The following is a 12,669-nucleotide window of genomic DNA, read 5'->3' on the forward strand; positions in this document are numbered from 1 at the left end:
ATTTAAGTGACATGTACTGAACGCCTTTCTTTATCTTTCTTATGGTTAACGGTCAGCAAGAAGCGGTCAGCAAGTGTTGATACATTCCTTATAACCCTCAGGGGTTTATTTTTTTAATATTTTCTATACGTAATTAAATATGCCGAAAATTCATAATAAAAATCACGGCTAAATAAAAGTAATATAAATTTGCGTTAAGGAAAGATTTTTTATGCACACACAGACAATCTATGAATTAAGTCAGGAAGCCGAGCGTTTGTTATTACTCGCGCTCTCGCATCTGAGGCAAATAGCCGCATTTTCGCCTACGATGCTGGAGAGTGAGGGAAACGACAAAAGTGGGGAGAGTATTCTTCCCCCACATTTTAGCGCCCGTGGCATTGCTGCCCAACACGCTATGCTGAACAATGAGTTGCGGAAAATTACGCGACTGGAAATGGTTCTGGCTATTGTTGGCACCATGAAAGCGGGAAAATCGACGACGATTAACGCGATTGTCGGAACGGAAGTGTTGCCCAACCGCAATCGCCCGATGACCGCGCTGCCGACGTTGATCCGTCACACCCCGGGTCAGCAGGAACCGGTGCTGCTTTTTTCCCATGTCGCCCCGATTGATACCCTGATGCACACGTTGCAACAACGACTGCAAGCGTGCGATCGCCAGCATCTGGCTCTGGCGCTGGAAATCGACAAAGACATGGATGACCTCATCCAGCGCATTGAACAAGGCGAGGCGTTCGAGCGTCATTACCTGGGCGCGCAGCCAATTTTCCACTGCCTGAAGAGCCTGAACGATCTGGTGCGTTTGTCGAAAGCGCTGGAGGTTGATTTCCCGTTTTCCGCCTACGCCGCCATTGAACATATCCCGGTGATTGAGGTTGAGTTTGTGCATCTGGCGGGGCTGGAGAATGCGCTGGGGCAACTGACTTTACTGGATACGCCTGGGCCAAACGAAGCCGGACAACCGCACCTGCAAACGATGCTCAACGAACAACTGGCCCGCGCTTCTGCGGTGCTGGCGGTGGTGGACTACACCCAACTGAAGTCGATCTCCGATGAAGAGGTGCGCCAGGCTATCGCCGCGGTGGGCAAATCCGTCCCGCTGTATGCGCTGGTGAACAAGTTCGATCAAAAAGACCGCAACAGTGACGATGCAGAACAAGTCCGGGCGATGATTTCCGGCACGTTGATGAAGGGCTGTATAACGCCGGGGCACATTTATCCGGTTTCTTCAATGTGGGGATATCTGGCGAATCGGGCGCGTCACGAACTGTCGGTACACGGTCGGTTGCCTGATCCTCAGGAACAACGCTGGGTTCAGGATTTTGCGCAAGCCGCGCTCGGTCGGCGCTGGCGGCTGGCCGATCTTGACGATACTGAACACATTCGCCATGCGGCTGATTTGCTGTGGGAGGATTCGCTGTTTGCACTTCCCATGCAAACGCTGATGCAGGCGGCGTATGCCAATGCCTCGTTGTATGCCCTGCGCTCGGCGTCGCATAAGTTATTAAATTATGCCCAGAGCACACGCGATTATCTCGATTTTCGCTTTAACGGTCTGACGGTTGCGCAGGAAAAGCTGCAGGTGAATATCGCCCAGGTCGAAGCGGATTTACAGCAGTTACGGGCGAGCGAGGCGTCTGTAGGCGATGAAGTGCGCCACGAAGTCGCATTGGCGATGGATGCGGCTAACGCATTGCTGAACCAGCAGGATGCCGTCATTTTACGCGACATCAGCCGTTTATTCAGTGAAGAAAACATCGTGGCGATGTCAAAACGCGACACGCTTTCACCGATACCCGAAGCCGAAATCGTCGGCGAAACGCTGGTGTTATACGACGAAAGTCAGGCGCAGGTCGTCTTAAGCAAAATCCGGGCGTCCTGTGAGGTCGTGTTATTAAGGGCGCAGGAGAATGTCAGCCGCGAACTGGCGTTACGCTTTGAGCAACTCGAATCGACGCTGGCGCGGGTGTTTACGGATGCGATGCGCCCGATTGAAGCGCGGGTTAAAGAGGCGCTGAGTCATACCGGTTTTCGGGCGCGGATCAGCTTTCCGGCATTTCATGCTGCGCTGCTTAATTTCAATACCCAACCTTTGTTCAGGGAGGCGATGAGCCAGGAGAACCTGCAAGACGCGCAGAATCCGCCTTGCGCAAGCGTACGCGAAACCTTCTCACGCTGGCTGAACCAGCCTAACTGGGGGGGGAGAGATTATGTGGAAACAAAAGTGCGTTACCTCATTCATTTTACGACATTGCATTCCAGTCTTGAGGAGTATGTCCGCCACTTTAGCCAGCAAATCCGTAAAGTGTTGGCGGCTCAGGTTGATGCTTCTGTCACGGCAGGTATGACAACGTTCTTTGCTGATTTTTCACAGTGTCTGTCGGGGTTGCAGGAGAGCTTGCGGGAAAGCCTGGCGATGCGACAACAGAATGAATCTGCGGTGACGGCGCAGAGCCTGCAATTGCAGCACAGTCTTTCTACCGTGGCGTGGATATATGAGGACTCCCGTCTGTTGCGTGACGATATCCAAACCCTTTTTGCGACTGAGCAGACATGACAAATACGTTACGGGAAGGCCCGGGGCGGATGCTGGAATGCATTCACCCGAAGTTTATGGTCTCTCTGGTTCAGGGAGAAGAACTCAAACGGTCTGGCGGCACGCTGCAAGAGCAGTCGTTTCGCGAGCGCCTGTTGAAAGAGATGTTGACCTACGCACAGCTTCGTACGTGGGCGATGGCGGGGAGAGGCAGCGAGCACTTGATGATGCGCTTCACGCTGGTGGAAAAACTGGCGGGGATGCTTGATCACGGCCATCTGGCGCTGACCCGTATTGCTCAGCATCTGATGCAGATGCGACACAGCGAACTTCCCCGTGTATACGCGACTCCTGGCATCCGACAGCAACTCGACGCGTTGTCCGACGAGTTTACCCGACGCTGCGCGTACAAAGAAAAAGCGCTGACCCAACGCGGGCTGACGGTACAGGCAGGAGAGCATAGCGAGCAGGTTTTTACCCGCTGGCGAGCCGGAGTGTACGACGGCTGGTCATTGCCGGGGCGCTGTTTTGTGGCGCTTGAGGAGCTACGGTGGGGGGCTTTCGGCGATGCCTGCCGTTTGGCTAATGCCGACGTCGTATCGATGCTGAAAGATAATTTGCGCGCGATGGCCAGTCACGCACTGGCGCACAGCATTCACGCCGCGCCGACAACCCGCCACTACTATTCGCAGTGGCTCAATACGCCCAATACCCAGGGAACAAACGACAATAATGATCTGTTGAACTGGCTTGGAGACTGGTGTGACGCTGATAAACATCCGGTGTGCTGGTCCGTGACGCAGCGCTGGAAAAATGTGGCGTTAGGGATGCCGAGACTCTGTTCGGCGCAGCGGCTGGCGCATGCGATGGTGGAGGAGATATTTGCGCCGTCCCCTCTGGTAAGCCCAGAGGGGACGGGAAGGTTTTAGTGATTTAAGGAGTCAGCCGGTTGCTCTGCAACGCTTTGTGCCGGGACGTTACCGAAGCGTTTGGCGTACAGGGCAGTGATAATCGGCACCAGAATCGCGGTCACAATCACGCTGGCGGCGACCAGGGCGGTGGCCGATGCGGCAACCGGTTCAAATGCCGGGTTAATTTGCGCGATAATCACCGGGTTAGCGACGGCGGCGCCGGCTGCGGAAGAGGCCGCGACGCCCGCTGTACCGTTCCCGCCACCGATAACACGGTCAGCGATAATCAGCGGAATACCGGTGATGATAATGACCGCTACACCCAGCACGATACCCAGCAGACCGGTGTCCATAATGACGCCCAGGTTAATGGTGTTACCGAGCGCGAAGCCGAAGAACGGAATCAGTACTGGCGTGGCTTTGCTGAAGAAATCACGGAAGTCTTTATCAAGGTTGCCCAGCGCAAAACCGATCAGGAACGGCAGGATCGCACCCACAAAATGGTGGGGTTCAAATGATGCCAGACCCGCAGAACCCAGGATAAGCATGGTCATCAACGGACCGGATTCCAGAGACATCAGAACGAAGGCACCAGACTCTTCTTTGGTGCCGTACTGGTTCATCAGGCTGGCATACAGACCGCCGTTGGTCATGTCCATCGCAGAGACAATCGCCAGAACGGACAGACCGGCGAAGAAACCGGTTTGAATACCGTTTTCCGGAATAAACATGGCGCAAACCATTGCCACAGCCCATGCTACGGCGATTTTGGTGATCACCAGCGTCCCGGATTTACGTAACACGGTACCCGTGGCACGCAAGTTAATAGAGGCGCCAATACAGAAGAACCATACCGCCAGAATCGGCACGGTACCGGTAATCATCCCTTTGGTAAAACCACCGAAATAAGCACCAGTATTGGGTGCCAGAGTATTCAGGATGGCACCCAGTACCAGAGGAACCAGCATCATCCCGCCAGGGATACGTTCAATCGCGGCTTTAATTTTCATAAGCGTCCTCACAACTTGTCGCGCGGACAAGTCAGTAAATTATATTAATTTCAAAATCTTATATTGCTAAGGAAGCGAAGGATCGCCTCTTTCTCTTTGCGTGCACAAATCGGATGCGGTTTTTAACTGTGTGTCGCGATCCCCAGAGATGTTGTGTCTGCTGTCATCTTGCATTCTCTGGAATTACGATTCAATCAAAATAAAACGGTGTTTTAGTTACCCGTATCACATATTTTATGGAAACCTTTCCGAAAACCATGGAATATTAAAAATACTGTGAATGCTTTGTGAAAAGAGATGATTGTTTTTTGCCTGGCAGCTTAATAATCACGGCAGTGATATTTCATTTTAATAAGCAAGTGATCGACGCGTTAGAGTGTCAATAAACGCTATTTTCCGTAAGCAAAAAATCGACTGAGAATGACCTTATTTACAGTTGATGACGAAGGGAATATATATGTGTGAAGTTGATCACACATTTAAACGCTGGTAGGGTAAAGAAGTCATTAACCGCCCAATCAGGCGTCAACAGGTTCGGTTGTACAGGCCTCAAACGGTCAGTGGAAGTAAACCTGCTACGCTTGTTACAACGTCTGCATCTGTGCAGACCCCACGCTCGACGGTGACGTTAGCGCATTGCGCCAATGAATTCGATCTGTAGCGAGACGGGCTTAGTCTACGAGGACAGCTATGCTGAAAAGGAAAAAAATAAAACCGATCACACTTCGCGACGTAACCATCATTGATGACGGTAAATTGCGTAAAGCGATAACCGCAGCGTCGCTGGGTAACGCGATGGAGTGGTTTGATTTTGGTGTTTATGGCTTTGTTGCCTATGCGTTAGGTAAAGTATTCTTTCCAGGGGCCGACCCCAGCGTGCAGATGATTGCCGCGCTTGCCACCTTCTCCGTTCCCTTCCTGATTCGACCGCTTGGCGGATTGTTCTTCGGTATGTTGGGCGATAAATACGGTCGCCAGAAGATCCTCGCTATCACCATTGTGATTATGTCGATCAGTACCTTCTGTATCGGGTTGATTCCCTCGTATGCCTCTATTGGCATTTGGGCACCCATCCTGCTGTTGTTGTGTAAGATGGCGCAGGGGTTCTCGGTAGGGGGGGAATATACCGGCGCGTCGATTTTTGTCGCCGAGTATTCGCCCGACCGTAAACGCGGGTTTATGGGCAGTTGGCTGGATTTTGGTTCCATTGCGGGATTTGTGCTTGGCGCGGGGGTCGTCGTTCTGATTTCGACCGTGGTCGGCGAGGAAAACTTCCTGGATTGGGGCTGGCGTATTCCGTTCTTTATTGCGCTGCCGTTAGGGATTATTGGTCTCTATTTGCGTCATGCGCTGGAAGAGACCCCGGCGTTTCAGCAGCACGTTGAAAAGCTGGAGCAGGGCGACCGCGAAGGGTTGCAGGACGGCCCGAAAGTGTCGTTTAAAGAGATTGCCACTAAGCACTGGCGCAGCCTGCTGACCTGTATTGGTCTGGTGATTGCAACCAACGTCACTTACTACATGCTGCTGACGTACATGCCGAGCTATCTCTCGCATAACCTGCACTATTCCGAAGATCACGGCGTGCTGATTATCATCGCCATTATGGTCGGGATGCTGTTTGTACAGCCGATTATGGGGCTGCTGAGTGACCGTTATGGCCGCCGTCCGTTTATCATCCTGGGGAGCGTTGCGCTGTTTGCCCTGGCGATCCCGGCCTTTATGCTGATCAACAGTAATGTTATCGGTCTGATTTTTGCCGGTTTGCTGATGCTGGCGGTGATCCTCAACTGTTTCATTGGGGTGATGGCCGCGACGTTACCGGCGATGTTCCCGACGCACATTCGTTACAGTGCGCTGGCGGCGGCGTTTAATATTTCGGTACTGATTGCTGGTCTGACGCCAACGCTGGCGGCATGGCTGGTAGAAAGTTCGCAGAATCTGATGATGCCTGCCTATTACCTGATGGTGATTGCGCTGGTTGGCTTTGCGACCGGTATCACCATGAAAGAGACCGCCAATCTTCCGCTGAAAGGTGCGACGCCAGCGGCGTCGGATATTCAGGAAGCGAAAGAAATTTTGCGCGAGCATCACGATAATATCGAACATAAAATCGAAGATATCGATCAGGAAATTGCTGAGTTGCAGGCGAAACGCTCGCGTCTGGTACAGCAGCATCCGCGTATTGATGAGTGACAGGTAAACACTTAAGGTTCACTTAATCTCTATTGTGCACACTCTCCTCCAGCGTTCCGGAGGAGAGTGTGATGAAAAAGCGTGTTTACGAAAGTTTAACCACCGTGTTCAGCGTCATGATCGTCAGCAGTTTTGTCTACATCTGGGTGACTACTTACTGATCTTTATTCAGTATGACCCAGGCGCGCGTGCCGGATGTGCCTTCACGGTTTTGCAGAAAGAACTGCCCGTGATGCAGTTGCGTAATGCGACTGACAATACTGAGCCCCAACCCAATCCCGCCGTACCGACTGTCCATGCGAACAAAGGCTTCGCTGAGCTTCCCGCATTTACTTTCATCAATCCCCGGACCTTCGTCTTCAACGGCCATAATCGCATCGTTATCGGTGTTGAGACTGATCGTAATGGTTGTCCCTTTCGGGCTGTAACGGTGTGCGTTTTCGACCAGATTGCGCAGCAACATACGCAGCAGCGTGGCGTCGCCGCGTACCGTGACATCCTCTGCGCTGTCTGGCAGCAGCAGCGTTTGCTGGCGCTGATCCAGCATGGTGCTCAGCTCGTCATAAGAGGGCAGGATCACGTCATCCAGCAGCTTCACATGCTGATAATTTCCCAATGAGAATGACTGGCCAACACGGGCGAGTTGCAGCAATTGCGACACGCTATCCATCATTTGGTCAAGGCGGGCCACCAACGGTGCGACATCCACGTTATGCGCTTTGGAGAGCAATTCCAGATGCAGACGCACCCCGGAAAGCGGGGTTCGTAATTCGTGGGCGACATCGGCGGTGAACAGGCGTTCATTCTCCAGTGTGGTCGTTAAGCGGGTGACCAGCTGATTCAGCGCTGTGACCACTGCATCGATCTCAATCGTGCTGCTGTGAATGTCGATGGGGGTCAGATTATCTGCCGTACGCGTTTCCAACTCTTTTTGCAGGTCGGCAAGTGGGCGGGTAATGCGCCGGACCGCCTGATAACAGATGATGAGTGCCAGACTGACCATAAACACGGCGGGGACGATCAGGCTGGCTACCGCTTCACGGATCTCATGCAAGATGTGGCGGTCATTGTTTCGATTCTCGCGTAGCGCCTGCTCGAAAAGCTGAATCTGCTCAATGCTTTCGTGCCAGAGCCAGAAGGTGCTGATCAACTGAAATACCAGCAGAATCAGGCCGATGGTTAGCATCAGACGCTGACGAAGGGTCATGGGTCTGTGCAGAAAACGCGTCAGGTTCACTTAGTTTTCCTCAGCGACAACCAGCATGTAACCAAATCCCCGAACGGTGCGGATACGCGATTTCCCCACTTTGTCGCGCAGGTTGTGAATATGCACCTCCAGCGTATTGGTCGACGGCTCGTTGTCCCAGTTGTAAATGTCGTTGTACAAAATTTCGCGATGCACCGGGCTGCCTGCTTTGAGCATCAACCGTGACAGCAACGCATACTCTTTCGGCGTTAAGATCAGTTCTTGTCCGCTTAACCAGACCTGGCGACGCCCTAAATTCAGCGTCAGATTGCCGACAACCAGTTCACTCTCACCCTGATTATTGTGGCGACGTAGCAACGCCCGAATACGTGCATGCAACTCTTCCAGCGCGAACGGTTTGACCAGGTAGTCATCGGCACCGACATCCAGCCCGGAGACACGATCGTTGAGCGTGTCGCGGGCGGTGAGGATCAGCACCGGGAGGGTGTATTTTTTCTGTCGGATGCGGGCCAGAAAATGCAGTCCGTCTTCGTCAGGCAACCCCAGGTCCAGAACCACCAGACTGTAATGACCTGTCTCCAGACAATGCTGTGCGGCACGCGCAGTAGAGACGCCGTCACAGGCGTATCCTTCTGTTTGCGCGGCAAGAATCAGTCCCTGCAATAACAACGTATCGTCTTCAACAATCAGAATTTTCATTAAGTTAGCCTCCTGCAGGGGTGCAGAATATCATCTGCAGCCTGGTAATACTTCGTCTGCACGCCCGTTAATCCCAGCATGGTCGAGAAAAGATTGTCCTGCGAGAAATCTTGCGAGCTTGCCTGTTTTTGTAAACACGTCTGGTCAACCTGATAACGCTTTTGATAATCATCAGAAAGCCAGAACAGCATCGGCACATGTTTTTGGGTATCTGGGGCAATGGCGTAAGGCAGACCGTGGAGATAAACACCGTTTTCTCCCAGGGACTCGCCGTGGTCGGAAAGATAAACCAGACTGGTGGTGAAATTATCCTGATGTGATTTCAATAGATTGATCGCTTTATCAACAATATAGTCAATGTACAGGATGGTATTATCGTAGGTGTTCACTAACTGTTGCTGTGAACAGGTCTGAATTTCGTTGGTGTCGCAGGTGGGGGTAAATTTCCGAAACTGCGGCGGATAACGGTTGTAATAGGTCGGGCCGTGGCTGCCAATGGTATGCAGAACAATGACGCCATCCCCCTGGAGTGTGTCGATGTATTCTTCCAGACCGTGGAAGAGGACTTCGTCATAGCATTCACCCTCAATACACTGCCCCGGCAAATTCAGCACCGTCATATCCTGATGCGGAACACGATCACACGCGCCCTTACAGCCGCCGTCGTTGTCGTTCCACAACACGTTAATGCCCGCACGTTGGAGGATATCCAGCAACCCTTCCTGATGATGCGCCAGCTCTTCGTCATAGTGTTTTCGCGGCATGCCGGAGAACATACAGGGTACGGAAATCGCCGTCGCAGTACCGCAGGAGGTGGTGTGGGGGAAATAGACCACGTTGTCTTTTTCCAGCCGCGGATTGGTCTGGCGCGAATAACCCGACAGCGAGAAGTTATCGGCGCGTGACGTTTCGCCGACGATCAGGATGGTCAGGTTTTTACGCGGTTGTTTGAGCATGAGCGGGTTGCGATGGGCATCCTCGCCAATACGCACCAGCGGCAGATTGGCAAGACGCTGGTGTGAATACCAGGATGAGGTTGCGACAATGCTGCTCGATGGGCTGAGTGCTTTGATGAGCTGCTTATTATTGCGAAACAGCGACGCGTAATCTTTGTAGAAAAAGAGGGCGACCAGCAGAATCAGCAACACGGAAATCAACACGCTGACGGCGCGATACACCGCACCGCGTAACGCTGGCGTGGTCGGTTTGATTTTGATCCAGCAGACTATCACTGCCGCCAGAAAACCGCAGACGCCCACCATGAGTAGCATTTGTGGCGTTATCAGGGCGAATGTTTCCGCCGCCGTGGTATCCATCATATTGGCAATCATCGAGCGGTCGATGATGATGCCGTAGGTCATGATGAAGTATTGCGCCGCCGCGCCAACCACAATGAACAGGCAGGCCAACGGGCGATTCAGCCACAGGAAAGAGGCCAGCGTCAGCACAATATTCATCACGCTGAAGGAAACCACCGGCATGGATAAAAACACCAGCACGTTGCGCAGGGAGTCCAGCGGTAAGTCCTGCAATACTTGCTTATAGAAGGCAATGTTCAGGCAGATGGAAATATAGAATGAGAACAGCAGGAGCCAGGAAATTTGTCCGAGAGTCGGTCTTCTAAAAAGGCGCTTTAACATTAGGGAAGTTCCATCAACTAAGTGGCGCAGATCCTCGCAAAGTAAAGTTAAGCCAACCTTAAGAATTTAAGGTTGGTGATTGCGTGGCCGATGAGGCATGAACGCCTCATCGGGCAATAACGAACGACGAAGGTTAATTACGGCTAACCGGTGCATCCAGCGGATACGGGTTTTTGTGGATCCGGTTGTAGTTCAGCGCGTACAGCGCGGTGATGATCATCAGCGTCACGAACGACCACATCACCTCTTTCGCGCCGGAACCGACCACCGCCCAGACGCAGTAGACAAACGCCACAAACGTCACCAGCAGGTAGAATGGGCGCGCTTTACCAAAGTGGCCGTGGCCCAGCAGCAGCAGGGCGGCGCAGGTATACAGGTACGGCACCAGCGTAAAGATGACCGACACCGAAGAGACCAGACCAAACTCTTTTGCCGCGTTGGGGGACATGCTGCTGAACTGGAAAATCGTCATCAGAATACCGACAATAATCAGCCCGGCGACCGGGGTCCCCGCTTTGTTCACGCGGGCGAAAATAGGCGGAAAGAGTCCGTCGTCGGCGGCCGCTTTTGCCGTCTGACCGGCAAGCAGCGTCCAGCCGCCCAGAGAGCCTAAACAGCCCGCCGCCGCGCAGAAGGAGACAATGGCGCCAGCGGTATTCCCCAGCGCCATTCGTGCGGCGTCACCGAAAGGCGAGGCTGAAACACGCAGGGCGGCGTTGGGGATCATCCCCATAATGGCCGTGGTGGAGAGGACGTAACACACGGCGGCAATCAGCACCCCGCCAATGGTGGCAATGGGGACATTGCGTTTTGGATTTTTCACTACACCTGCCGCAACGGAGGCGCTTTCTACCCCAATAAACGACCACAGCGTGACGCTCAACGTACTTTGAATTGCGCCAAAGGTGTTCATGCCGCTGACGTTCCAGGCGGCCATATAGGTTTCACCCCGGAACCAGAACCAGCCAAAGACTGCGATGCCTACGATCGGCACCAGCGCCAGAACAGTCGCAACAGCCTGCACGCGGGTGATCATTTTTGGCCCGACAATGTTCAGCAGAACGAAGATCCACAGAACCACGACGCAGGTGAGCGTCAGTACCAGCGGATCTTTCAGGATCGGGAAGAAGTAGCTTAGATAACCAACGCCAATGACCACCATGGCAATGTTACCGATCCAGCAGGCTAGCCAGTACAACACGTTGGTTTGATATCCCAAAAAAGGGCCAAAGCAGCGGCGTGCGTAAGCGTAGGAACCACCGGGACTGGAGTCTAAGGACGACATTTTGGCGTAGACCATCGACAGCGCCAGTGCACCGATAATCGTCACCAACCATCCGTAGATTGCAATCCCGCCGGTTGAAGCAAGGTTTGCAGGAAGCAGGAATACGCCTGAACCCATAATGTTCCCCGACACCATAAGGGTGACGGGGATTAAGCCCACTTTGTGAGCATCAGCATCCGTCGACATGTTTATCTCCTGGAAAGGTGAATCGCTACGTTAAAGTACGACGTATGATACGCCCTCAGGAGACCGCGTATTTATTATGGGGCGGGGTTATCGCCAATGCTGATATTATTGTGGCTCATCGTAAATCAGGGGGTGATTAAATAATCTGGCGCTCCCGGTGCTGGCTGACATAATGCAGCGGCGTCATCCCATAGAACTCTTTAAACACCGAAATAAAGTACGATGTACTGCTATATCCGCACAGTTGAGAAACCTGTGAGATATTTTTTCCGTCCATGAGTAATTGATTCAAAGCGTAACGCATACGACAGGTTGTGATAATTTGGCTATAACTTGTGTTTTCATTTTTGAGCTTTTTCTTTAACAAACTCGGGCTTAAACATAAACAACTGGCGACCATGCTCAGGTTCCAGTCTTTATGGATATCGCTCTGAATGAGGTGATAAACACTGTCGCTGATGCGGCTGCGCAGCATATGCATTAATAGCGAAATAAATTTTTTGCTGTTGAGAAAGCGTGATAGCACGGTGAACAGCAGCGAGCGAGTGCGTTCTTTTTCACTCTCATCCTGTGATTCCGCCAGACTGTGTGCGGCTGCGACGCGGAACACATCCGGCGTCAGGCACACGGCAGTCAGTAAAGGCGTTGCGGAGCGTTGCCAGATCGGGACCTGTGAAAGATCTTTATTTAAAAAACGCAGATAGTCCTTAATGATGTCACGACTGATGTGCACCACCAGAGAATTATTGAGAGACGAAATATCGATAATGTTATTTTCGCAGGCAAGCAACGCCATATGGTTTGCCTTTAAATTCACTGCCTCTTTGCCATTGACTCTCAGCCAGACATCTTTCTCAGTTAATACCACTATGCAAGGTTTGTTGCTGCAAATTCTCATACCCGAACTCCTGGAATATGAACATAAAATACCGGATCTCGCCAAAGGAGAGAGATACCGGGAGATAATTTCAATTGTATGATGAATCAATTGCTGCAATA

Annotated in this window: 10 protein-coding genes; 4 read left to right on the plus strand and 6 right to left on the minus strand. The window is 52.4% G+C overall.

Annotated elements, in window-relative coordinates; genetic code table 11:
* Positions 1 to 211 precede the first annotated feature (211 nt).
* Both crfC and AC07UY_RS15900 read left to right on the plus strand, forming a co-directional pair.
* Positions 212 to 2,560, plus strand: a complete 2,349-nt coding sequence (gene crfC / locus AC07UY_RS15895; protein WP_494701532.1) for a clamp-binding protein CrfC — start codon at positions 212 to 214, stop codon at positions 2,558 to 2,560.
* Positions 2,557 to 3,468 (plus strand): diguanylate cyclase regulator RdcB family protein, encoded by a 912-nt coding sequence (locus AC07UY_RS15900; protein WP_494660423.1) that lies wholly within the window; start codon positions 2,557 to 2,559, stop codon positions 3,466 to 3,468. Before crfC ends, AC07UY_RS15900 begins: the two co-directional genes overlap by 4 nt.
* Here the strand turns inward: AC07UY_RS15900 and kdgT are convergent.
* Complete coding sequence (gene kdgT, locus AC07UY_RS15905) at positions 3,465 to 4,460, minus strand: 2-keto-3-deoxygluconate transporter (RefSeq protein WP_494660424.1); 996 nt, start codon at positions 4,458 to 4,460, stop codon at positions 3,465 to 3,467. The genes AC07UY_RS15900 and kdgT overlap by 4 nt on opposite strands.
* 690 nt (positions 4,461 to 5,150) lie before the next feature.
* On the opposite strand from kdgT, the gene proP reads away from it, so the two are divergent.
* Entirely contained in the window at positions 5,151 to 6,653 is a 1,503-nt protein-coding gene (proP, locus tag AC07UY_RS15910; protein ID WP_203359235.1) for a glycine betaine/L-proline transporter ProP, read from the plus strand.
* Positions 6,654 to 6,724: 71 nt separating this feature from the next.
* Positions 6,725 to 6,814, plus strand: a complete 90-nt coding sequence (gene pmrR, locus AC07UY_RS15915; protein ID WP_203359234.1) for an LpxT activity modulator PmrR — start codon at positions 6,725 to 6,727, stop codon at positions 6,812 to 6,814.
* Here the strand turns inward: pmrR and pmrB are convergent.
* The 5 genes from pmrB to AC07UY_RS15940 all read right to left on the minus strand — a co-directional run bounded on the left by pmrB (position 6,808) and on the right by AC07UY_RS15940 (position 12,568).
* Positions 6,808 to 7,890 (minus strand): two-component system sensor histidine kinase PmrB, encoded by a 1,083-nt coding sequence (pmrB, locus tag AC07UY_RS15920; protein WP_494701533.1) that lies wholly within the window; start codon positions 7,888 to 7,890, stop codon positions 6,808 to 6,810. The two genes, pmrR and pmrB, sit on opposite strands and share 7 nt — an antisense overlap.
* Positions 7,891 to 8,559 (minus strand): two-component system response regulator PmrA, encoded by a 669-nt coding sequence (pmrA, locus tag AC07UY_RS15925; RefSeq protein WP_203359233.1) that lies wholly within the window; start codon positions 8,557 to 8,559, stop codon positions 7,891 to 7,893.
* On the minus strand, positions 8,559 to 10,199 hold the full coding sequence (gene eptA, locus AC07UY_RS15930) for a phosphoethanolamine transferase EptA (RefSeq protein ID WP_494701534.1): 1,641 nt from the start codon (positions 10,197 to 10,199) through the stop codon (positions 8,559 to 8,561). Before eptA ends, pmrA begins: the two co-directional genes overlap by 1 nt.
* 133 nt (positions 10,200 to 10,332) lie before the next feature.
* Positions 10,333 to 11,670 carry an arginine/agmatine antiporter gene (adiC, locus tag AC07UY_RS15935; protein ID WP_490468920.1) on the minus strand — a complete coding sequence of 446 codons (1,338 nt, stop codon included), beginning with the start codon at positions 11,668 to 11,670 and terminating at the stop codon, positions 10,333 to 10,335.
* A gap of 136 nt (positions 11,671 to 11,806) precedes the next feature.
* On the minus strand, positions 11,807 to 12,568 hold the full coding sequence (locus tag AC07UY_RS15940; RefSeq protein WP_494701546.1) for an AraC family transcriptional regulator: 762 nt from the start codon (positions 12,566 to 12,568) through the stop codon (positions 11,807 to 11,809).
* Positions 12,569 to 12,669 lie beyond the last annotated feature (101 nt).

It is taken from the genome of Citrobacter sp. GW821-FHT02E08 (assembly GCF_059421685.1).